The organism is Bradyrhizobium sp. SZCCHNRI20481, assembly GCF_032485055.1.
GTDB lineage: Bacteria > Pseudomonadota > Alphaproteobacteria > Rhizobiales > Xanthobacteraceae > Bradyrhizobium.
Genome location: NZ_JAUEUE010000005.1, coordinates 37296 through 59857, shown reverse-complemented (window position 1 = coordinate 59857; position 22562 = coordinate 37296). Strand labels below are relative to the sequence as shown.

The window sequence follows — 22562 nt, the reverse complement described above, 5'->3', positions numbered from 1 at the left end:
CCCTCGAGGCCCGGCAGGGGAAATGTAGGGCTGCGCAGTTTTCGCGCAAGCGATGAAGGACTTATCAGCTGGGCCGTGCCCAGTTTTTCGACCTTGGCGGACGGCTGGTGGCGATCGCACGACGCAGGACAGGGCGATCACCGCCAGGGTGCTGCCGGCCGCGCCCGATCCGAGCCCAAGGAACGGATCGCGCATACGGGCGACAGAGTCCGCGATTCTGGTGCCATAATGCGGAACTGTGTTGAAAGCACGATGGCGTCCCGATTGGTTCCGGCGCTGGTTTCCGCTACAATGCCACCATGTATCGCGCCGTGACTCGCCACATCGAAGTGACCGTCGAACCGAACTTCCTGCCTGAGAAGTCGTCGGTGGCCGATGGCCGCTGGTTCTGGTCCTATACCGTCGTCATCACCAACAGCGGGGAGGAGACGGTGCGGCTGCGCAGCCGGCACTGGATCATCACCGATGGGATCGGCCGGCAGCAGGAGGTCCGCGGCGAGGGCGTGGTCGGCGAGCAGCCGGTGCTCGCGCCAGGCGAGCGCTTCGAATACACCTCCGGCGTCCCGCTCACCACCGCGTCCGGCTTCATGGCCGGCTCGTACCAGATGGAGAGCGAGAGCGGTGAGCACTTCGACATCGCCGTGCCGGCCTTCTCGCTCGACAGCCCCGACGGCAAGCGGGTGTTGAATTAGCTGAGAAGGCATGCAGTTCGACTGCCCCCCAGTCGTCCGCTCGCTGTCTCTTGTGCTGCTCTCGACGTTCAATACCTTGTCCTTGCGGCTCGCCTCGCCTGCCGATGTTTGGCCCGCTGTCGTCCCGGCAAGCTTCCGACAACGCGCCAGCGGACGACGTGCAATACGATGGATCCTGTACTCACGCCGCACGTCATCGTTCTCGCGACGCATCCCGCGTCCGAGCTTTGCCCATTCATCCGCCCGCCCTCCGCAAATAGAGGGCGCAGGGAAGGCCAGGCCTCGGCTGAGGCCTGCGGCCCGCCTGCAGAAAAAAATGCAGGCGGCAGGTACCACAGGTTCAGCCGGAACGACCCGGCCCTCCCTGCGCGACTGGTTTTAACGGCTGCTTCGCGTTCTCCCTGGCGCGCCGGGCTTTCTGGCCGCCATCCCCACGCGAAGCGAAGCCTCAACGTGAGTTGATATCAGCATCGGGATATCAGGACCGCGCGACTTGACCGTGCGTGCATCGCCGTTCGTCCGCGCAGACTGAACTACGCTGCGGCAACACACGCCCATCGCCTCCCACTGCCAACGGTCCGTGACGGTCGCGAAACGCCCCTCATGCGGCAACAGGATGCGCGGAAATGTGCCAGTGATTTGCCCGACGGCACAAGTTGTTTGTTGCTGCGACCAATCAACGCGACGGGCAAGGATGTGGCGTCGATCAGCGATAAAACCGATTTTCAACAACGAACTAATCGAAATCGCCGGCGCACACGAACTCCCGACATTCTCTCCGACGCCGCGCGACGCAGCCGCCGCCTATCGAGCGTCATCGCGAGGAGCGAAGCGACGACGCGCTCGCGATGACGTACGGAGGGCTGCCGCTCGACCACGATCGCTACGATGCGCGGAGCGAGCGCAACAGAGTCAATTCTCCGTCACGCCGGCTTCATGCGGAGTGAAATGATAGACCGAGGAGCAGAACTCGCAGGTGACGACGACCTTGTCGTCCTGCACCATGTCGGCGCGGTCCTGGGGCGAGAAGCTCTTCAGCATGTTGGCGACCGCATCGCGCGAGCAGGAGCAGCGCGCCTGCAGCGGCACGGTGTCGAACACGCGGACGCCGCGCTCGTGAAACAGACGATACAGCAGCCGCTCGCCGGACAGCGCCGGGTCGATCAGCTCGATATCCTCGACCGTCGCGACAAGCGATTGGCCCTCGATCCAGGCCTCGTCTTCCTCGACCGCATGCAGCTCGGTGCCCTCGGGCGCATCGCCGGGATGCAGATCGGCCTGGCGCAGGCGCTCGGGCGCCTGGGGCAGGAACTGCGTCAGCAGGCCGCCGGCGCGCCAGCGGTGCTTGCCGCCGCTCCACTCCTCGCCGACGGCGAGGCGCACACGGGTCGGGATCTGCTCGGAGCGCAGGAAGTATTCATGCGCGGCCTCCTCCAGACTGCCGCCGGTAAGCGCGACGAGGCCCTGGTAGCGGCTCATGTCGGCGCCCTGATCGATGGTCATCGCCAGATGGCCCTTGCCGAGCAGGCCGCCGGAGTCCTTGGCCGAATCCTTCAGCTCTTGCAGTCGCGCCTCGTCATAGCGTGCGTAAGCGCGCAGCCGGTCGGGCGCCTGGAAGTCGACCACCAGGAACGACACCGGCCCGTCGGTCTGGGTCTGCAGGATGAAGCGGCCGTCGAATTTCAGCGAGGAGCCGAGCAAGGTCGTCAGCACGATGGCCTCGCCGAGCAGCTTGCCCACGGGCGCGGGATAGGCGTGCTTGGTGAGGATATCGTCGAGCGCGGGACCCATGCGGGTGAGGCGACCGCGCAGATCGAGCGCCGCGACCTCGAACGGCAGCACGGCGTCGTCGACCGGCACCGCCGAGGGGGCGCGGCTGGTGTCGAGATGGATGTCGTTGTCGGGGGAATTGGTTGTCATGGGGCGTATTTGGGGATGATTGAAACGAATGGAAGGGCATCTCCCGGCTGTCGTCCCGGCCTTGGGCCGGGACCCATACCGCGGATGCTATCGAGGGACGTCGGTGGTAGTCGCCGACGCTAAGCCGCAACCGACGAACCACGATCGCTCCAACTACGCAGAGCAACGGCCACCGCTGCAAATCAGTTCGATCACGCGGTATGGGTCCCGGCTCAGGGCCGGGACGACACCAGGAAATTGCGCCGTCGAACCCTAAGCCCGCTCGCCGAAGCACCAGGCCAGGATGCCCTTCTGCGCGTGCAGGCGGTTCTCGGCTTCGTCGAACACCACCGACTGCGGGCCGTCGATCACCTCGTCGGTGACCTCCTCGCCGCGATGGGCCGGCAGGCAGTGCATGAACAGCGCCTCCGGCTTGGCGAGCGACATCAGCTTGGAATTGACCTGATAGGGCTTGAGCAAATTGTGGCGGTGCTCGCCATCCTTGTCCCCCATCGACACCCAGGTGTCGGTGACGACGCAGTCGGCACCGGCGACAGCGTCCTCCGGATCGTGGCCGAGATGGATGTCGGCCCGGGTGGCGCGGATGAAATCCTTCATCGGCTTGCCCGGCGACAACTGCGGCGGGGTGGCGACGTTGAGCCGGAACTTGAAGCGCTCGGCGGCATGCGCCCAGGAGGCCAGCACGTTGTTGTCGTCGCCGGTCCAGGCCACGGTGCGGCCCTCGATGGAGCCACGATGCTCCTCGAAGGTCATCACGTCGGCCATCACCTGGCAGGGATGCGAGCGCCGGGTCAGACCGTTGATCACGGGCACGGTGGCGTGCGCGGCGAGCTCGAGCAGCGCCTCATGGCTGAGGATGCGGATCATGATGGCGTCGACATAGCGCGACAGCACGCGCGCGGTGTCGGCGATGGTCTCGCCGCGGCCGAGCTGCATCTCGGTGCCGGTCAGCATGATCGCCTCGCCGCCGAGCTGGCGCATGCCGACGTCGAACGACACGCGGGTGCGCGTCGACGGCTTGTCGAAGATCATCGCCAGCACCTTGCCCTCGAGCGGCTTCTTCGCCGGCTCGCGCGCCTTCAAGGTCTTCTTCATCGCGCTGGACAGCGCCAGCACGTTGCGCAACTCCTCCACCGGCATCTCGGTGAGATCGAGGAAATGACGCGGCGTGTTGCCCATGGTCTTGCTCATGATGCGGCCGCCTGCTTGGCAGGCCCGCCCGACAGCGCCGCGCAGGCGCGATCGAGCATCTCGACCGATTGTTCGATTTCGGATTCGTTGACGATCAGCGGCGGCAGGAAGCGTACGACGTTGTCGCCGGCCCCCACCGTGAGCAGCTTCTGATCGCGCAGCGCCGCGACCAGATCGCCCGACGGCACCACCGCCTTGACGCCGATCAGCAGGCCCTCGCCTCGGATCTCGGAGATGACATCGGGATGACGATCGAGAACGGCACCGAGCTTCTGCTTCAACAGCAGCGACATCTTGCGGACGTGATCGAAGAAGCCGGGCGCCAGCATCACGTCGAGCACGGCGTTGGCCGCGGCGACCGCCAGCGGATTGCCGCCGAAGGTCGAGCCATGCGAGCCCGGCGTCATGCCCGACGCGGCCTCGGCCGTGGCGAGCACGGCGCCGATCGGAAAGCCGCCGCCGAGCGCCTTCGCCAACGACATCACGTCCGGCGTGACGCCGAGCCAGCGATGCGCGAACAGATCGCCGGTGCGGCCCATGCCGGTCTGGACCTCGTCGATGACCAGCAACAAACCGTTGTCGTCGCAGAGCTGGCGCAGCGCCTTGTAGAACGGCAGCGGCGCGGTGCGCACGCCGCCCTCGCCCTGCACCGGCTCGACCAGGATACCGGCGGTGTGCGGACCGATCGCCTTCTTCACTGCTTCGATGTCGCCGAACGGAACCTGATCGAAGCCGTCCATCGGCGGACCGAAGCCGTCGAGATATTTGGCCGAACCTGTCGCGGCGAGCGTGGCGAGCGTGCGGCCGTGGAACGCGCCTTCGAACGTAATGATACGATAGCGTTCGGGATGTCCCTTGGCGGCGTGATATTTGCGCGTGATCTTGATCGCGCCTTCCATCGCTTCCGCGCCCGAATTGGCGAAGAACACGTAGTCGGCAAAGCTCTGCTCGCACAGCCGCGCGGCAAGGCGCTCGCCATCCGGGCTCTTGAACAGGTTCGACATGTGCCAGAGCTTGGCCGCCTGCTCCTGCAGCGCCTTGACCAGATGCGGATGCGCATGGCCGAGCGAATTGACTGCGACGCCCGAGGTAAAATCGAGATAACGGTCGCCATTGGTCGCGATCAGCCACGCGCCTTCGCCGCGCTCGAACGAAAGATCGACCCGGGCGAATACGGGGAGGAGATGCGTAGCGGCAACACTGGTCATGGCGGATCACATGAGCTGACGGGCCGGCCGAGACACGCGCCACGCGGCGCCATCGCGCATCAGGGACCCCACCCTGGAAAACAAAATGTGCCGCCTTTTCAAGGCGGCACGTGCATCTATTGTATGCGGGCAGCGGTGGGAGTCAACTACGCGTCAGCTGATGCATGGGGGGCCGGCCCGTGAGATTCCGGACGCCTGACACAGCTCGAGACGTGCCACAGGGAACCACGGAATGTGTGGACTGCGGCCGCCGACTCTTGCGCGGGAGTCACGCCATATTGTAGCGTTTTCAACGTCGAGTACGACATCTCGTGCGGCAGTTCTGATCCCTCTCGAAGTTCTCTGAGTTTGCGTAACGTCCGGGTGCCTTGCGCGCGCCCGGCGAGGGACAAGGGATTCTGCCGTCAGGGATTTTCTTGAGACAGCATCGCAGCGCCGTCCCGGATTGGCCGGCGCAACGCGAAGGGAAAGGTTCGATGACCGTATTGACCTGGTCCGACGATCGCGTCGAGCAACTGAAAAAACTCTGGGAAGCCGGACTGTCGGCCAGCCAGATCGCCGCGGAACTCGGAAACGTGACGCGCAACGCCGTGATTGGCAAGGTGCACCGGCTGGGCCTGTCCGGCCGCGCCAAGAGCCCGGCCACCGCGGCACCGCGCCAGCGCAAGGCGGCCCGCCCGGCACAGCCGATGATGCGGGTGGCGCGCCCGGTGGCGCGCGGCAACACGGCGCTCGCACAGGTTTTCGAGGTTGAGGCGGAGCCCGATCCGGTTGCATTCGACAACGTCGTGCCGATGAACCAGCGGCTGTCGCTGCTGGAGCTCAACGAGGCGACCTGCCACTGGCCGGTCGGCGATCCCTCGAGCGCGGATTTCTTCTTCTGCGGCGGCAAGGCGCTGTCCGGCCTGCCCTATTGCGCGCAGCATTCGCGCGTCGCCTATCAGCCCGCAGCCGACCGCCGCCGCCAGCCGGCGAAGTCGACCACGCGCTGAGCGGCCGGCGACCACGGCGGGCGATGAGGTGCTCCGCATCGCCTCGCGATGTCCGGCCTCTGTTCACAACGATCGATGATATGCGCCCGGCCTGCGCCGGGCCGCAAGATGCGCCCGCCCGTCAGGCGCGTGCTGCGGGCCTGGACTGCGGAAAGCAGGCCGTGAAAGCGGCGCCGTTGCGCGGCACGCTCTCGATCAGAAGCCGGCCGCGATGGCGGTTGAGGATGTGCTTCACCAGGGAGAGGCCGAGCCCGGTGCCGCCCTGCGCGCGGCTGTCGCCGACATCGACGCGATAGAAGCGCTCGGTCAGCCGCGGCAGATGCTCGGGCGCGATGCCGGGGCCGAAATCGCGCACCTTGACCCGGATCTCCGGCGCGTTCTCGGCGGAGACGGCCTGCTCCAGCGAGACGATCACGCGGCCGCCCGAGGCGCCGTATTTCAGCGCGTTCTCGATCAGGTTCTCGAACACGCGCAGCAGCTCCTCGCGGTCGCCGGCGATCGTCACCGGCGCCTCCGGCAGGCTGGTCTCGATCACCACCTGGCGCTCGCGCGCCAGCGACTCCAGCCCGTCGGTGACCTGGCGGATGATGGGGACGACGTCGACCATGGCGTGGGGCTGGACATGCGCCGACAGCTCGACCCGCGACAGCGACAGGAGATCGTCGATCAGCCGCGCCATGCGCGTCGCCTGGATGTGCATGATGCCGAGGAAGCGCTCGCGCGCCTTCGGATCGTCCTTGGCCGGCCCCTGCAGCGTGTCGATGAAGCCCGAGAGCGCCGCCAGCGGTGTGCGCAGCTCGTGGCTGGCATTGGCGACGAAATCGGCGCGCATCTCCTCGACCCGGCGTAGCGGGGTCAGATCGTGGAACGTCATCAGCATGCATTTGTCGGTGCCGCCGAACGCCGTCGGCACCGGCACCGGCGTGATGATCAGCTCCATCCAGCGATCGACCGGAACGTGATCGTGATAGGTGGCGCGGCGGATCTCGGTGGTGGCGATCGCCTCGCGCAGCGCGGTGATGATCTCCGGCGTGCGCAGCGCGAATTGGGCGAGTTCGCCCTTGCGCAAGGCAGGCGCGAGCTGCGCGGCGGCGGCGTTGAGGTGGATGACGCGGCCGGCGCGGTCGAGCAGCACGGCGGGATCGGGGATGCCTTCGACCACCGCGCTCACGGCCGGCGCCTCGACCGGGTTGGCGTGGCGCTCCTCCTCCCGCTTGGCGACCGCGCCATGCAGCCGCCACGGCACCAGGGCGGCGGCGGCGATACACAGGAATACCGCCAGGGCCCGCAGCGGCAGCAGCTCGTCCAGCAGCACGAGCCCGGCAAGCGCGAGCGCCGCAGCCAGCAGAATGATCGCGGAATGGCGCAGCCGGTCCGGCCAGGGGGTGAAGATCGAGAGCGCCGTGTCGGAGGGAGCGTCGAGAGCCATCTCGTCCTACTGTTCCCTTGAGCTGGCGTCAGGCACCGGAATCGCTGCGCTTCCTCACAAAAGCGGCTTCGGGCGGGGGGCCCGGATCGAGGCTGAGCGCGGCCTGCCGCAGCCGCTTCGACCGCGTGCTGATGATAACCTCGCGAAACGTCAGCAAGATTACAGAAATGAGGAACGGCGCCAAATAATACAGCATCCGGAACAAGAGCATTCCGGCCAGCAGCTCCTCGCGGTCCATCTGCCACAGCCCGACCAGCATCGCGGCGTCGAACACGCCGAGCCCGCCGGGGGAATGGCTGGCGAAGCCGAGCAAGGTCGCCGAGACGAAGATCACGGCCACGACGACGAAGCCGAGATTGGGCTCGTCCGGCACCAGCACATACATCGCGAGCGCGCAGAAGCCGAGGTCGATGATGCCGATCGCGATCTGCAGCAGGGTCAGCGGGCCGCTCGGCAACACAACGGTCCACGGCCCGCGGCCGACCACGCGCGGCTTGGTCCATACCCAGGCGACATACCCCAACAGACCGACCAGGATCGCGATCGCCGCCATGCGGTTGGCCCAGGGCGGCAGCTGGTCGATCGAGGCCGCCGCCTCCGGATGATAGCTGATGCCGAGCCCGAGCACGGCGGCATTGCCGAGCCAGAACGTCAGGCCGGCGAGGAAGCAGATCTTGGCGACGTCGATGGCGTTCAGCCCATGGGCCGAATAGACGCGGTAGCGCACGGCACCGCCGGTGAAGACGCTGGCGCCAACATTGTGGCCGATCGAATAGCTGGTGAAGGCGGCCAGCGCATTGACGCGGTAGGGCACGTGGTCGTGGCCGATCGCGCGCACCGCGAACAGGTCGTAGAAGGTCAGCGTGAAATAGCCGGCGGCGACGAACAGCGCGGCGAGCGCGATCTGATGCGGCTCCGTGCTCTTGATCGCCTCGAGCACCTCGTAGGTGTCGATGCCGCGAAGCATGTGGTAGAGGACGTAGCAGGCGACCGCGATCACAGCGATGCTGATCAGCACGCCGAGCTTGTGCAGGACTTGCTTCTCGCGCAGGAACGTGGCCGCTCTGCGTATGGCTTCAAGCATCTACACCTCTCACCGTGATCCGATCACGACGGCCGGGGACGCCGCGCCCCGGAGGCCGCCGCGTCATGTGCGCATACAACGCCCTCGTAGCGCGTTTCGACGCATTGGGGAACACGGAGCGTGCGAACAAAAGCGTACACATGGATATACTTAGCAGGCTTTACGGAAATGCGATGCACCGTTTTGCCGCACATGAGGCAAGACATCAGGCAAAGACATCGGGCAAGGCATCATGCAGGACGGAGGGTCGGCGCACGCTCCCGGCCAGCCTGCAAAGCCCAGGTTAAACTTCGGTGAGGAACGCGCATCTCCGGGCTTTCCGGGGGGCCCCACGGCTGGGCGGGTCGTCATCGTTCAACGATAAGCGCCGGCTGCGCGTTTGACAGGGTCGCACCTCGTCAAACCTTCGTGTCTCGCAGTTGCGATGGCCCGGGCACACGGACGGCGGGGGGCGCCGCCGCAGTCTTGGCAGCAGTCTTGGCAGCAGTCTTGGCAGGTGGCGTCGGACGCAGACCGGCGGGCGGCCGCTTCAGGCCGCCGATTTCGTCCGCATGCTGCGGATCACCACCAGCGCCCGCAGCCACGTGCCGATGGCGCAGCCGACGAGGTAGGGCACGAACATGATCAGCAGCAGCTCGAGCCAGTAGCCGGCCCGGCCGGGGATCAGGCAGGCCACGGCCGCCGCGACCAGGCCGGCGGCCAGCACTGCCAGCAGCCAGGTCAGCCAGCCCGACACGCGCGGGGCGCGATGCACCACGGCGACCCAGCCCATCGCCAGCCCGATGGCGAAGGCGCCGGCCAGCCAGCCCCAGTGAAAGGCAACGAGATAGGCCATGACGTTACCTCACCACGAATTCGATGCGGCGGTTCTGTGCCCGGCCGTCGGCGGTGTCGTTGGAGACGACCGGCTGGGTGCTGCCATAGCCGATCGGGGTGAAGCGGTCGGCCGGCAGTCCGGCCTTGACCAGATATTCGACCACCGCCTGGGCGCGCTTCTGCGACAGCACCTGATTGGCCGCGGAGTCGCCATCGGCATCGGTGTGGCCGATGATCTCGACATTGGCGGAGGGGCAGCGGAACGCGATCTCGACGAGGCGGTCGAGCAGACCGGTGGAATCCCTGTCGAGGTCGCTGCGGCTGGTCTCGAATCGGATCTTCGCCTTGCCGAGCAGGTCCGAGAACAGCTGCTGGCACACCGTGGGATCGACCGGGGCGGCTGCCGGCTTCACCGTGATGTCGGCCTTCACCTGCCAGCCCTGTGGGACATCCTTGGCGAGCCCGGTCCGGATCTGGGCGGCGGCGGCGTCATAGAGCGCGTCGCCGGAGATCTTGATGTCGCGGTCGGACACCACCAGCGTGCCGGTCGACAGCCGCGACAAGGCGCCCAGCGCCGGCACCACCGCATTCACGAAGTTGGTGGGCGCACCGATGCTGTTCTTGAGATTGTCCACGACCTTCTCGCTGAAGAATTTTCGCGATGAAGAGCCGACGACGACGGCGTGGATGTTCTCGTCGGGAACGTTGCCGGCGAGCGTCACGGTGACCGCGACCGGGTCCTTGTAGGCCTGGAAGATGTAGGGTGGCGCCTTGACCTCGTTGCTGGCGACCTTGAAGCCGTCCGGCAGCTTGCCGAGCGCGGCCGCGATCGCCTCGCGGCCGCCGAGCTCGCGGGCCATGCCGGACAATGCGACCTCGCCATCGGAGATCGTGAACTTGCCGTCCTTCAGCCTGCCGATCTGGCCGATCAGCAGCAGCGCCGCATCCTCGAAGCGCGTTGGCGCGCCGCGCGCCAGGCCCATCTGGTCCGCGACCTCCACGCCTGGCAGCGCCGCCCGCGTCGCGTCCATCAGCCTGCCCTTCAAGGCGGGCAACGGCGCATTGCCGCCCAGCGTCACCCGGACGACGTCGCGTTCGGCCGACCAGACGAAGGGCTTGGCCTCGGGGACCAGCCGCGTCTCGTCGTTGACGAGCCGCACGCCGGCCACGCCGTCCACCGCAGCGACCGCATCGCGGCGTCCAGCCTCAGAAAATGCATTGGCGCGCAGCGAGACATCGCGGCCATCCACCGTGATGCTCGTCCGGTCGAGCACGGCCCCCTTCAGGACGGCCGAACTGCGGCCGGCGAGATCATTCTCCAGGGGAACGGTGCTGGTCCAGGCCGCGAGGCCCCAAAGCACGATCAGCGGGAGGACGCCAGGCCACCATTTCCCGCTCCACCTGAAAAGTCCACGCATTCGTCATCCGTCGCATCGAGGAAGCAGAGAGAAAACAAACCCTTGCATGCCTGTCAAACCGGAAATGAGGCGCGCCGCACGGTACGTTGCGACCGCAGGCTAAGGCTTTCTTCAATCATTCGTCGGTAACCTTGTCCCGACACTCACCGGGCCGCATATTTCAGATGAGGCGATTTCGCAAAACCTTTATCCGTGCCGGCCTGGAAGCGCTGTATCTGAGCGGCGCGCATGTCTGGCTGCGCCCGATCTTCTCGGGCGTGGGAGCGATCTATACGCTGCATCATGTGCGGCCGCACCACGACGCCGATTTCCAGCCCAATCGTCACCTCGAGGTCACGCCGGATTTCCTGCGCGAAATGTTGTCGCACCTGCGCGACCACGACATCGAGATCATCACCCTCGACGAGTTGCACAGCCGGCTGGTGGCGAAGGACTTCTCGCGCCGCTTCGCCTGCTTCACCTTCGACGACGGCTATCGCGACAACCGCGACTTCGCGCTGCCTGTCATGCGCGAGTTCGATGCGCCGTTCACCATCTATGTGACGAGCGATTTCGCATCGGGACTGGGCCGGCTCTGGTGGGTGACGCTGGAGCGGCTGGTCGCGAAGGCGCAAACGATCGACATCGAGATCGGCGGGCTGTCGCTGCAGCTCGATGCATCGACGCCGGCAGCCAAATGCGTGACGTTCCAGCGCCTGCACGATTGGCTGCGCGCACTGCCGGGCGAGCACGACGTCCGGCGTGAGATCAGCGCGCTGTGCGCGCGCTACGACGTCGACGAGGCCTCGATCTGCCGTGAGCTCTGCCTGTCCTGGGACGAGCTCCGGGCGCTTTCGACTGAGCCATTGATCTCGATCGGCGCACATTCGATCAGTCACTGCAATCTCGCCAAGCAGACCGAGGAGACGGCGCGCATCGAGATCGCCGACAGCCGTGCTCGGATCGAGAACGAGTTGCAGCGGCCGGTGCTACACATGGCCTATCCCTACGGCGACCGCGCCGCCGCCTCCCAGCGCGAGTTCGTGCTGGCGGCCGCGAGCGGCTACAAGACCGCCGTCACCACCCGCCCCGGCATGATCTTCGCCGGGAGCGCCGATCATCTCACGGCCCTGTCGCGTGTCTCGCTGAACGGCCACTACCAGGACGCCCGCGTGCTGCCGGTGCTGACCTCGGGCGCGGCCACCGCGATGTGGAACGGCTTCCGCCGCATCGACGCGGCATAGCCCCGCCATAACGTTCCCCCGATTGAATTGCGGCGAATTCGTGCGACTGCGTCTCACTTGACGTGCTGGCGCGTCCCGCTCACAAGCACGCATGACATAAGAAAAGGGAGGCTTCATGCTCAGGAACTTGTTCTCACTCGAAGGACGCATCGCGCTCGTCACCGGCGGCTCGCGCGGCATCGGCAAGATGATCGCATCCGGCCTGCTCGCGCATGGCGCGGCGAGGGTCTACATCACCGCGCGCAAGGCCGGGCCCTGCGAGGCGACCGCCAAGGCACTGACGACGGAATATGGCGGCGAATGCGTCGCGCTGCCGATCGACATTTCGACGATGGCCGGCATCGAGACGCTCGCGGGCGAGATCAAGAAGCGCGAGCCCAAGCTCGACATCCTCGTCAACAATGCCGGCGCGGCGTGGGGCGCCGACTTCGACGAATTCCCGGAGAGCGGCTGGGACAAGGTGATGAACCTCAACCTCAAGACGCCGTTCTTCCTGACCAAGGCGCTCGCAGCTCCCTTGCGTGCGGCGGCCAGCGCCGAACGGCCGGCAAAGGTCATCAACATCGCCTCGATCGACGGCATCTTCGTCAACCCGCTCGAGACCTATTCCTATGCGGCGAGCAAGTCCGGCCTGATCCATCTGACGCGGCGCATGGCGGCCAAGCTGATCAAGGACCACATCGTGGTGACCGCGATCGCGCCCGGACCGTTCAAGTCCGACATGAACAAGGCCGCGCGCGACAACGCCGACGAGGTCGCCTCGCGCGTGCCCGCCGGGCGCATCGGCACCGACGAGGACATGGCGGGCACAGCGATCTTCCTCGCCTCGCGCGCGGGCGACTACGTGGTGGGGAATACGATCGCGGTCGATGGCGGTATCGTCTACGCAAACCCGGGGATTCCGGGCGCGGGCTGGGATAGCTGAGAAGGGCGAATAGCGAATAGCGAATAGCGAATAGCGAATAGCGAATAGCGAATAGCGAATAGCGAATGGGCTACTTCCCCTATTCGCTACTCGCAACTCGCTATTCGCCTCTCATCAAGTCTCGATCTTCACGTACTCGAAGTCACCCGGCTTGTTGTCGATGCCGACCTTCGGGGGCGCGATCCACGACGCGTACTCGCCGATCTCGGTAACCGGCTTCATCAGTGAGGAGATGTAGGCGCCGTCATCGGTCGAGGGCAGCCAGTCGCTCTTGCGCTTGGCCCAGGTCCCCTCGTCGATCAGGATGCCGTCGGGCGTCGCATGGACGTCCTTGAACTCGCCGATGGCGCGGTGGAAGGCGGTATGCGGCAGCTTGAGCTGGAAGTCGTAGCCCGCCGTGCTGATGATCTTGTTCCAGCGCAAGAGGCCCTTGACGCAGTCCTGCGAGTAGTCGTCGCGCAGGCGCATGTTGAGCGCGGTCAGCGCCGGCTCGTCGACCCGCTTGATTTCGCCGTCGACCAGCTTGAGCACCGGATAGGTCGCGTTCTTGAGCTGGTGATCGTCCTGGATCTGGGTCTCGTGATAGCGGCCCTTGATGCCGGCATTGAAGGCGTTCGCAGCGTTGGTCGAGACCTCCGAGCCGAACAGGTCGAGCGACAGCGTGTAATGCAGGTTCAGCTTCTTCTGGATGGTCGGCAGGTCGATGACGCCGAGCGCGCGGACGCGTGCGATGTCCGTGGGATCATCGATCCCGGCGGCCCGCATCGCCTCGACGGTGCGCTGGATGACGCGGCCGACGCCGGTCTCGCCGACGAACATGTGGTGCGCCTCTTCGGTCAGCATGAAGCGGCAGGTGCGCGACAGCGGGTCGAAGCCGGACTGCGCGAGCGAGTGCAGCTGCATCTTGCCGTCGCGGTCGGTGAAGTAGGTGAACATGAAGAACGACAGCCAGTCCGGCGTCTTCTCGTTGAAGGCGCCGAGCATGCGTGGGGAATCCGCGTCGCCCGACCGGCGGCGCAGCAGCTCGTCGGCCTCCTCACGGCCGTCACGGCCGAAATATTTCTGCAGCAGATAGACCATCGCCCAGAGGTGGCGACCCTCCTCGACGTTGACCTGGAACAGGTTGCGCATGTCGTAGAGCGACGGCGCGGTCTTGCCGAGATGGCGCTGCTGCTCGACCGAGGCCGGCTCGGTGTCGCCCTGGATCACGATCAGGCGGCGCATCAGCGCGCGGTATTCGCCGGGGACCTCCTGCCAGGCCGGCTCGCCATAATGCTCGCCGAACGGAATCTTGCGATCTTCCTCCTGCGGAGCCAGCAGAATGCCCCAGCGGTAATCCGGCATCTTGACGTAGTCGAACTTGGCCCAGCCGCGCGGATCGACCGAATAGGCCGTGCGCAGGTAGACGAGCGACTGCTGGAAGCCGTCGGGACCCATGTCGTTCCACCAGTCGACATAGCCGGGATGCCAGCCTTCCAGCGCCTTGAGGACCTGGCGGTCCTCGGCGAGATTCACGTTGTTCGGAATCTTGGTCGAGTAATCGACGTTCATGATGTTCATGTTCATGGAGACCTCCCGGGGGCTTTGATCTGTTGGAGGCGAGTAGCGAATGGCGAGTAGCGAATAGGGGGTCCAGACATCCTTCCCTATTCGCTATTCGCCACTCCCTATTCGCTCCCCTTACACTCGCGTCATGTCGTATTGCGGCCGCTCGCCGGTGCCGTAGCGCCGGAGCGCGCCCTCCTCGCCGACCGCGTTGGGGCGCTGGAAGATCCAGTTCTGCCAGGCGGTGAGGCGGGCGAAGATCTTCGATTCCATCGTCTCGGGGCCGGCGAAGCGCAGATTGGCTTCGAGACCCGTGAGGCTGTCCGGCGAGAAGCTGGCGCGCTCCTCGAGGAAGACGCGGATCTCGTCCTCCCAGTCGATGTCGTCGAGCGCGAAGGTGACGAGGCCCAGCTCCTCGGCCTCATCGGCCTCGAGCGGCTTGCCAGTCTGCGCGCGGACACGCTCGAGATCGCTGGGATCCGCGAGGAAGCGCGACTCCAGTCGCGTCAGGCCGTGACTCATCGGATAGGGGCCGAAATTCATCGCCGACAATTCGATCGCCGGCGCCGGACGGTTGTCGCCCTGGATGGTGCCGATCAGCATGTAGGAGCGGTCGGAGGCGAACACGAGCTCGGCGAGTGTGCCGGCGAAGCAGGAGCCGGGCTCGACCAAGGTCACCAGCGTCCGCGACGTGACGTCGATGCGCTTCAGCACGCGCTTCCAATAGTGACGGATCTCGTTGACCAGCCAATGCGCCTTGTTGGCCTCCAGGAAGGCGTCATGGGCCAGCACCTGGGCGCGCTCGCCATGCGACTTGAACACCAGCATGGCGATGCCGAGCTCGTTGATGCGCAGATGCAGGATGGCATCATCCAGCTCGCGCGCAACCTGCAGCGGCCAGAACGATGCGCCCTGCGCGATCATGCCGTCGATGTCGGCGGGCGGCGCGGCTTCGGGGGCCGAGATCGTGATCGTGGCGATGCGGGCGGCGCGATCGATGTCGACGTTGACGAAGCCGTAGCGCACGCTCGACGCATCGATCACGCGCTTGAGCGGCGTGAGCGCAACGCCCTTGCCGCTGCCGTTGCGCTTGGAGGCGGCCGCGAACTCCTTGGCGCGCTCGGCCACCTTGGCATCGACCTTGGAGTTCGGCGCGATCTCATCGACCAGCCGCCACTGCACGGCGCGCTTGCCCTTGACCCCCTCTTCCGTCGTGCAGAACGCATCGGCGCGATCGCGGCGCACCTTGCGCTTGTCGACGACGCGCGTCAGGCCGCCGGTGCCCGGCAGCACGGCGAGCAGCGGAACCTCCGGCAGCGACACCGAGGACGATCCGTCATCGGCGAGGATGATGTGGTCGGTGGCGAGCGCGAGCTCATAGCCACCGCCGGCCGCTGTGCCGTTCACCACGGTAATGAAGCGCTGGCCGGAATTCTCGCTGGAATCCTCGAAGCCGTTGCGGGTCTCGTTGGTGAACTTGCAGAAGTTCACCTTGTGGGCATGGGTGGCGCCCGCGAGCATGCGGATGTTGGCGCCGGCGCAGAACACACGCGGCTTGGCCGAGCGCAGCACGACCACCTTCACTTGCGGGTGTTCGAAGCGCAGCCGCTGCACGGCGTCCGCCAGCTCGATGTCGACACCGAGATCATAGGAATTGAGCTTGAGCTGGTAGCCCTCGAACAGGCCACCATTCTCGTCGACGTCCATGGCGAGCGTCGCCACCTCGCCGTCGATCGAGAGCTTCCAATGTTTGTAGCGGGAGGGATCGGTCTGAAAATCGATGAACGTCTTGCCTCCCGCGAGCACGCGGTCTTCCCCGGCCATGAGTCACCCTTCGTTGGAGTGCTTATCGTTGAGATGCACAATAATTCATGTTTTGACTGACGTCTACGACAAAAAGCCGAAACATGCACTTTGTTTCATGTTCGTGATGCCGGGGCCGGCAAGGTCGCGGCCGCGAACTCGGCAATGACCCGCAAGGTGGCGTCAGGCGACTCGCGATGCGGGGAATGGCCGGTCTTGGGAAGCATCGTCACCTCGACCGGGCAATAGCACTCCTCCTGGATGATCTCGACCTGGCGGATGGTGCCGTACTGGTCGTCGATGCCCTGGATCACCGCGACGGGGACGCGGACGTAGGCGAGGTCGCCGGTGATGTCCCAGGCCCGAAATGCCGGATCGAGCCAGGCGCCGTTCCAGCCGTAAAACGCGTTGTCGACGTCCTTGTGCCAGCGGCCGAGCTTGGTGCGCAGCTCCGTGGTTTCGTAAGTGGTCTTGATAGCGGCGATCGACGCGACCGAGACGTCCTCGACGATCACGTGCGGGGCGATCAGCACGACGCCGTCGAGGCGATGATCGGCGCGGCCGCCGGCGTAGATCGCCGCGATCGAGGCGCCGTCGGAATGGCCGACGAGGAGACGACGCTGAAAGCCGATCGCATCAAGTAGCTTCGGCAGCACATCGCGGGCCTCGCGTTGCATGTAGTCGAGCGGCCGCGGCAGCGTCACCGGGCTTGAGGCGCCGTAGCCGGCGCGCGAATAGGCGAACACGGAGGCGCCGGTCGCGGCTTGGAGCTTGTCGGGAAAATCGCCCCACAGGCCGACCGAGCCGAGGCCCTCATGCAGCAGCACGATGCATGGCGCGTCGGATGGCTGCGGACCGATCAAGCGATATTCGAGTTGAGCGGTGTCGATGGTGAGGAAGCCTGATGCAGCTAGCGCCATCGCGACCGCTCCGTCTGCACGTGATGTAAAATGCTCCCGCAGCTCGCTCCCTCGTTCCCTCCCCCCTTGTGGGGGAGGGCTAGGGAGGGGGGTAAGCCACACGCACCGGCGCGCGTGGTACCCCCCTCTCCACCTCTCCCCCACAAGGGGGGAGAGAGCCGAGCGGAGTTCGCGGCGATGAGTTGCGTCACCATGCACATATCCCGGCCCCGTCATTCCGGACGGCGCAGCGAAGCTGGGCCGATCCGGAATCTTGAGATTGTCTGTCGCTTGATCTCACCCACGTCGAGCTTCCGGGTTCGCGACTGCGGCGCGCGCGGGAATGACAGCCAATGACAGCTAATGTGCCCCCTCGCGCAGCTTGAAGCGCTGGATCTTGCCGGTCGCGGTTTTCGGCAGGCTGTCCACCACCTCGATCCAGCGCGGATATTTCCACGGGCCGATCTTCTGCTTGACGTGTTCCTTCAGTGCCTCGTGCAGGGTCGAGCGATCGACGCTCGGGCGCAGCACGACATAGGCCTTGGGCTTCAACAGGCCTTCCGGATCGGCTTCCGGCACCACGGCCGCTTCGAGCACGGAGGGATGCGTGATCAGGGCGCTCTCGACCTCGAACGGCGACACCCAGATGCCGGAGACCTTGAACATGTCGTCGGAGCGGCCGCAGAAGGTGTAGCGCCCATCGGCGTCGCGGACATATTTGTCGCCGGTGCGCGTCCAATAGCCCTCGAAGGTCGAGCGGGTCTTGTGGCGCTGATTCCAGTAGCCCTCACCGGCGGACGGTGCATGCACCAGCATCTCGCCGACCTCGCCGTCCGGCACGTCCTGGCCGGCCTCATTGACAAGACGAACCTGATAGCCCGGCACAGGGCGCCCCGATGAGCCGTATTTGATGTCCCCGGGCGCGTTGGACAGGAAGATATGCAGCAGCTCGGTCGAGCCGACGCCATCGAGAATGTCGACGCCGAACCGCGCCTTCCAGGCATTGCCGACCGATTCCGGCAGCGCCTCCCCGGCCGAGGTGCAGATGCGCAGAGCGCTGCCGGCCTTCTCATGGCGCAGCGACTCATCGTGCAGCATCGCGGCGAACAAGGTCGGCACGCCGTAGAAGATGGTCGGATTGTAGCGGTTGAGGAGCTTGAACATCAGCGCCGGCGTCGGGCGCTCGGAGTTGAGGATCGTGGTTGCGCCGACCGACAGCGGGAAGGTCAGCGCATTGCCGAGGCCATAGGCGAAGAACAGCTTTGCGGCTGACAGACAGACATCGCTCTCGCGGATGCCGAGCACTTGGCTGGCATAGGTCTCTGCCGTCGCGGCGAGATTGCCGTGCAGATGGCGCACGCCCTTGGGCATGCCGGTCGAACCGGATGAATACAGCCAGAACGCAGGCTCATCCTCGTGGGTCGCCACCGTGTCGAACTGATCGCTCTCGCGCGCGAGCTCCTCGGTGAGCAGCTTGTGGCCGAAGGCATTGGCGCCGGACACGACGACGCAATCGAGATCCGGCATCCGGCCGACAATGTCCTTCACCACCGGATACAGCGCCTCGGACACGAACAGCACGCGGGCGCGGCAGTCGGCGAGCACATAGGCGTATTGTTCCGAGGTCAGCAGCGTGTTGAGCGGCACCGGGACGACGCCCGCGCGCATCGCGCCGAGAAACACCGCGGGGAAATCCACCGTGTCGAGCATGATCATCGCCACGCGCTCCTCGCGGCGGACGCCAAGGCGGCGCAGCATGTTGGCGACGCGGCAGGTCTGCTGTTGCAGACCGCGATAGGTCAGCTCCGAGACCGTGTCCGTGTAGGCGAGCTTGTCGCCGCGGCCCGCCTCGACATTGCGGTCAAGCAACCACGATACCGCATTGTACGACTTCACGGCATTCTCCCCGGATTTTTGAATTATAATTCATACAAGGCCATCAACGTCGCTTGCTGTCAATCCTCCTCGGCATTATGTTTCCTGGTCAAAAGAGTACCTCAGGGATATGACGCCACACAGCGATGCCCCGCGTGACGACGGCCAGTCCACGGCCGAGACCGATTTCCTCGACCAGCTGGGCCAGCGGGTGCGGCGGATGCGCGGCCTCGCCGGCATGTCGCGCAAGGTGCTGGCCGAGGTCTCCGGGATTTCCGAGCGCTACATCGCCCAGCTCGAGAGCGGCAAGGGCAATGTCTCGATCGTGCTGCTGCGCCGGATCGCGAATGCGATCAACGCGCCGCTCGACGACATCATCCCCGGCGGCGAGCCGTCGCCCGATTGGCCGGTCATTCGCGATCTCCTGAAGAAGGCGAGCCCGAGCCAGATCGCGGAGGTCAAGGAGCTGCTTGCCGGCGGCGCATCGGCGCCATTGCGGCGTTCGTTCTCAGGCATTGCGCTGATCGGCCTGCGCGGCGCCGGCAAGTCGACGCTCGGCAAGATGCTGGCGGAGCGGATCGGCTGGAGCTTCGTCGAGCTGAACAAGGAGATCGAGCGGCAGAACGGGCTTTCGGTTGCCGAGATCATCGCGCTCTACGGCCAGGAAGGCTTTCGCCGGATGGAGCAGGCCGCCCTGGTGCAACTGCTCGCGCGCAAGGAGCCGATGGTGCTGGCGACCGGCGGCGGCATCGTCTCCGAGCCGGTCACCTTCGACCTGATCCTGACCTCGTTCTACACCATCTGGCTCAAGGCCGAGCCGGAGGAGCACATGGGGCGTGTGCGCAAACAAGGTGACCTGCGCCCGATGGCCGACGACCGCTCGGCGATGGCCGAGCTGCGCAACATCCTGGCGAGCCGCGAGCCGCTGTACGCAAGGGCCAATGCGGTGGTCGATACGGCGGGGCTGTCGGTCGAGGCAGCGGCTGTGCGGCTGAGCGATGCCGTGCAGCCGGTGCTGACGGGCGACGCCCGGATGTTCGCGCGGGCGTGAGACGTCGTGCGACTTCGACCGCGCCGCAAGCGTCCGGTACGCATTAACCACCACCCACATTTCAATACCGGCGAGACTCGCCACACACCCTCCGATTGATTAATCAATCGTTAAGTCGTTGGAGGACGTGGGATGCAAAATCGTCGTCGTGAGGCTCGCCAGCGCGTCTACTATGGCGGCGTGCTGACCTTCAATTCAGGCTGCTCGACGCTGGCCTGTGTCGTGCGCAATTTCAACCACCGCGGCGTCAAGGTCGAGCTCGAGGGCAGCGTGCTGCTGCCGGACCGCGTCGAGATCAGCATCGAACGGCGCGGATGGACACGACCGGCGCAGATGGTGTGGCGCGACGGCGCGGGCGCCGGCCTCGCCTTCCATCACGACGATGGCGAAGTGATCGATCTCGAAACGGCGCGCGCCTTGCGCCTGCAGGAGCGCGCCAACAGGCAGCTCAAATCGCGCCTTGAGCAATTGCTCTCAGGGCACTGAGCAAATGTCCGAATCCTCGCAAGAGCACGACGACTGGCTGATCGCCTCCGATGCGCCGCCGCCGGTCGCGGCGCGCACCGCCGAGCGCCCGCGATCGCACTGGCTCCGGCACGTCACGCTGCTGCTCGCCGCTCAATATGTCATCGTGCTAGTGATCGGCGTCGCGGCGGCCTCGACCGTGCGCGCATTCGTGCTGCCGGAAGTCACTGGTCGCTTCGAGGCGCTTGCAGCGGCGCTCAAGCGAACGCCGCTGCCTTGAGTTTTGAGCTGGTCACTCGATCTCCCGCAGCTCCGCATAGGTCAGCGGCAACAGGCCGGTGCCGTCGAAATAGACAAAGCGCAGCCGGCGGCGGCGTGAGATGAAGTTCGACGGCAGCGGATCGTAGCGGAAGGTGCCGCCGCCGAGATGCGGCGTCAGGCTGCCGACATCGGTCAGCGCGTCGATCTCCACCCGCAGCAGCTTGAGGCTGGCGCCATCGCGCAGGATCTCGAACGGGATGCGCGCCAGCCGCAGGAAGCTGGTCGGATCGGGGGCGGCGATGAAGCCGTCGACGAAGGCGGCCTCGACCTTGTCGAGGTCGGGCTCGACGATGGCGGCCGGCTTGGCGCCCTCGGGCTGGTGCGGCGTCTGCCACTGCACCGGTGTGCGCCCGTGCGGATGGTTGTGCCCGGGGCCGTGCGGCGGATGGTCATGATGATGGTCGTGATCATGCGGATGGCCATGATCGTGGTGGTGATCGCCGTGGTGGTGGTGGTGATGTCGCATCGCAGGCCTCAATAGCTGACCGGCTTGTTGATGATGGACTTGTGGCTGCCGAGCTTGCCATGGGCGACCATCGAGCCCAGTGCCTCGACGACGACACGGACGCCGATCAGCGCGGTGATGTCCGAGGTGTCGTAGGGCGGCGAGACCTCGACCACTTCGAGGCCGCACAGGCCCTCGGCGGCGACGAGGCCGAGCAGCTTGAGCGCCTCGCGCGGCAGGAAGCCGCCGGGCTCGGGCCAACCGGTGCCGGGCACGAAGCCGCAATCGATGGAGTCGACGTCGAACGAGATGTAGACCGCGTCGGCATCCTTCCAGGCCAGCTCGAGCGCGATCTCCGCCGTCTTCTCCAGGCCGATCTTCTCGATGTCCGCGATGGTGAGGACGTTGGTGTTGCGCTTGCGCGCGACCTCGACACCCTCGCGCGGCACCTGCCAGCCGCCGATGCCGAGCTGCACCAGGTTGGTCGGCGACACGTTCGGCAAATTGGTCGCCCAGTACCAGGGCGTGGTGTGCATGCGCTCGTCGAGATCCTTCTCCTGGATGTCGATGTGGCGGTCGAAATGAATGATGCCGATGCGCTTGTCGGTACACTCAGCGATGCCGCGCACGCAGGGGAAGCCGATCGAATGGTCGCCGCCGAGCATGATCGGCAGCGCTCCGGACGAGAACACATGCGCGACGCCGCGGCTGATCTGGTCGAAGCTCTTTTCGAGGTTGGCGGGAATGGTGAAGACGTCGCCGGCATCGCACAGGGTCATCTGCTCGCGCAGGTCGACCCCGAGCTCGTAGTTGTAGGGCGTGTAGAGCGCGGAGATGCGGCGGATGCCCTGCGGCCCGAAGCGGGTGCCGGGGCGATAGGTGGTGCCGGAATCGAAGGGAATGCCGATCACGGCGGCGTCGTATTTGGCGACGTCACGGACGTTCTCGACATACGGCGCCTTCATGAAGGTGTTGATCCCGGCGAAATGCGGCAGCTCGCCGCGCGCAAAGGTCGGGATCTCGCGATCGGTCAGGCTGTCGGCGCCGGGCAGACCCATGTCGAGCGCCCATTGCCGCTCCTTGCGCCAGCCGTTGCTTGGCAATTTGCCCTCGGCCTCCAGCGCCTGCCAGCCTTGGGTGGCCATCTTGTCGAAGTCCGGATGGTGGCGGCGCATGCTCTGGCGCTGCGGCTGCAAGCCGGCACGGCGTGACCTGCGCATGGATGGGAATGACATGAAGACTCTCCTTCGTTTCTTTCGA

20 protein-coding genes are annotated in these 22562 nt (G+C 65.8%); 7 read left to right on the top strand and 13 right to left on the bottom strand.

The window, feature by feature from the left end; all coding sequences use genetic code 11:
* Positions 1-299: 299 nt before the first annotated feature.
* Positions 300-692, top strand: coding sequence for a Co2+/Mg2+ efflux protein ApaG (gene apaG, locus QX132_RS09190; RefSeq protein WP_315735770.1), 393 nt, complete (start codon positions 300-302; stop codon positions 690-692).
* A 912-nt stretch (positions 693-1604) separates the two neighbouring features.
* Here apaG and QX132_RS09185 read toward each other — a convergent pair.
* From QX132_RS09185 to QX132_RS09175, 3 genes are all read right to left on the bottom strand, one after another.
* Entirely contained in the window at positions 1605-2612 is a 1008-nt protein-coding gene (locus QX132_RS09185) for an Hsp33 family molecular chaperone (RefSeq protein ID WP_315740511.1), read from the bottom strand.
* 252 nt (positions 2613-2864) lie between these two features.
* Complete coding sequence (gene argF, locus QX132_RS09180; protein ID WP_316161091.1) at positions 2865-3791, bottom strand: ornithine carbamoyltransferase; 927 nt, start codon at positions 3789-3791, stop codon at positions 2865-2867.
* An 8-nt stretch (positions 3792-3799) separates the two neighbouring features.
* Positions 3800-5011: an aspartate aminotransferase family protein gene (locus tag QX132_RS09175; protein ID WP_315740512.1), complete on the bottom strand. Its 1212-nt coding sequence runs from the start codon at positions 5009-5011 to the stop codon at positions 3800-3802.
* A gap of 476 nt (positions 5012-5487) precedes the next feature.
* Between QX132_RS09175 and QX132_RS09170 the strand changes: the two genes are divergently transcribed.
* The gene (locus tag QX132_RS09170; protein WP_315717142.1) at positions 5488-6003 is read left to right on the top strand and encodes a GcrA family cell cycle regulator; all 516 of its coding nucleotides are present in this window, start codon (positions 5488-5490) and stop codon (positions 6001-6003) included.
* A gap of 121 nt (positions 6004-6124) precedes the next feature.
* Here the strand turns inward: QX132_RS09170 and QX132_RS09165 are convergent, their stop codons facing one another.
* From QX132_RS09165 to QX132_RS09150, 4 genes are all read right to left on the bottom strand, one after another.
* Positions 6125-7432 carry an ATP-binding protein gene (locus QX132_RS09165; protein ID WP_315740514.1) on the bottom strand — a complete coding sequence of 436 codons (1308 nt, stop codon included), beginning with the start codon at positions 7430-7432 and terminating at the stop codon, positions 6125-6127.
* 28 nt (positions 7433-7460) lie between these two features.
* Positions 7461-8516, bottom strand: coding sequence for a lysylphosphatidylglycerol synthase domain-containing protein (locus tag QX132_RS09160; RefSeq protein ID WP_315740515.1), 1056 nt, complete (start codon positions 8514-8516; stop codon positions 7461-7463).
* A 529-nt stretch (positions 8517-9045) separates the two neighbouring features.
* Positions 9046-9351, bottom strand: a complete 306-nt coding sequence (locus QX132_RS09155) for a hypothetical protein (RefSeq protein ID WP_315740516.1) — start codon at positions 9349-9351, stop codon at positions 9046-9048.
* A 4-nt stretch (positions 9352-9355) separates the two neighbouring features.
* Complete coding sequence (locus QX132_RS09150) at positions 9356-10750, bottom strand: OmpA family protein (RefSeq protein ID WP_316160823.1); 1395 nt, start codon at positions 10748-10750, stop codon at positions 9356-9358.
* A 164-nt stretch (positions 10751-10914) separates the two neighbouring features.
* Here QX132_RS09150 and QX132_RS09145 point away from each other — a divergent pair, with 164 nt between their 5' ends.
* On the top strand, positions 10915-11973 hold the full coding sequence (locus tag QX132_RS09145) for a polysaccharide deacetylase family protein (RefSeq protein ID WP_316160822.1): 1059 nt from the start codon (positions 10915-10917) through the stop codon (positions 11971-11973).
* A 115-nt stretch (positions 11974-12088) separates the two neighbouring features.
* Positions 12089-12898 carry an SDR family oxidoreductase gene (locus QX132_RS09140; RefSeq protein ID WP_315717136.1) on the top strand — a complete coding sequence of 270 codons (810 nt, stop codon included), beginning with the start codon at positions 12089-12091 and terminating at the stop codon, positions 12896-12898.
* A gap of 114 nt (positions 12899-13012) precedes the next feature.
* Here QX132_RS09140 and boxB read toward each other — a convergent pair whose 3' ends face one another.
* From boxB to QX132_RS09120, 4 genes are all read right to left on the bottom strand, one after another.
* On the bottom strand, positions 13013-14464 hold the full coding sequence (gene boxB / locus QX132_RS09135; RefSeq protein ID WP_316160820.1) for a benzoyl-CoA 2,3-epoxidase subunit BoxB: 1452 nt from the start codon (positions 14462-14464) through the stop codon (positions 13013-13015).
* A gap of 114 nt (positions 14465-14578) precedes the next feature.
* On the bottom strand, positions 14579-16267 hold the full coding sequence (gene boxC / locus QX132_RS09130) for a 2,3-epoxybenzoyl-CoA dihydrolase (RefSeq protein ID WP_316160818.1): 1689 nt from the start codon (positions 16265-16267) through the stop codon (positions 14579-14581).
* Between the two features lie 95 nt (positions 16268-16362).
* Positions 16363-17166 carry an alpha/beta hydrolase gene (locus tag QX132_RS09125; RefSeq protein ID WP_316160816.1) on the bottom strand — a complete coding sequence of 268 codons (804 nt, stop codon included), beginning with the start codon at positions 17164-17166 and terminating at the stop codon, positions 16363-16365.
* A gap of 339 nt (positions 17167-17505) precedes the next feature.
* Positions 17506-19041 (bottom strand): benzoate-CoA ligase family protein, encoded by a 1536-nt coding sequence (locus QX132_RS09120; protein ID WP_315773696.1) that lies wholly within the window; start codon positions 19039-19041, stop codon positions 17506-17508.
* A 109-nt stretch (positions 19042-19150) separates the two neighbouring features.
* Between QX132_RS09120 and QX132_RS09115 the strand changes: the two genes are divergently transcribed.
* The 3 genes from QX132_RS09115 (at position 19151) to QX132_RS09105 (ending at position 20816) form a co-directional block, all read left to right on the top strand.
* Positions 19151-20071, top strand: coding sequence for a helix-turn-helix transcriptional regulator (locus QX132_RS09115; protein ID WP_316160814.1), 921 nt, complete (start codon positions 19151-19153; stop codon positions 20069-20071).
* A gap of 132 nt (positions 20072-20203) precedes the next feature.
* Complete coding sequence (locus tag QX132_RS09110; protein ID WP_316160812.1) at positions 20204-20557, top strand: PilZ domain-containing protein; 354 nt, start codon at positions 20204-20206, stop codon at positions 20555-20557.
* Between the two features lie 4 nt (positions 20558-20561).
* On the top strand, positions 20562-20816 hold the full coding sequence (locus QX132_RS09105) for a hypothetical protein (protein WP_316160810.1): 255 nt from the start codon (positions 20562-20564) through the stop codon (positions 20814-20816).
* 12 nt (positions 20817-20828) lie between these two features.
* Here QX132_RS09105 and QX132_RS09100 read toward each other — a convergent pair whose 3' ends face one another.
* Together QX132_RS09100 and QX132_RS09095 are read right to left on the bottom strand one after the other, a co-directional pair.
* Complete coding sequence (locus tag QX132_RS09100) at positions 20829-21197, bottom strand: hypothetical protein (protein ID WP_315797833.1); 369 nt, start codon at positions 21195-21197, stop codon at positions 20829-20831.
* Between the two features lie 134 nt (positions 21198-21331).
* Entirely contained in the window at positions 21332-22537 is a 1206-nt protein-coding gene (locus QX132_RS09095) for an agmatinase family protein (protein ID WP_315786357.1), read from the bottom strand.
* Positions 22538-22562 lie beyond the last annotated feature (25 nt).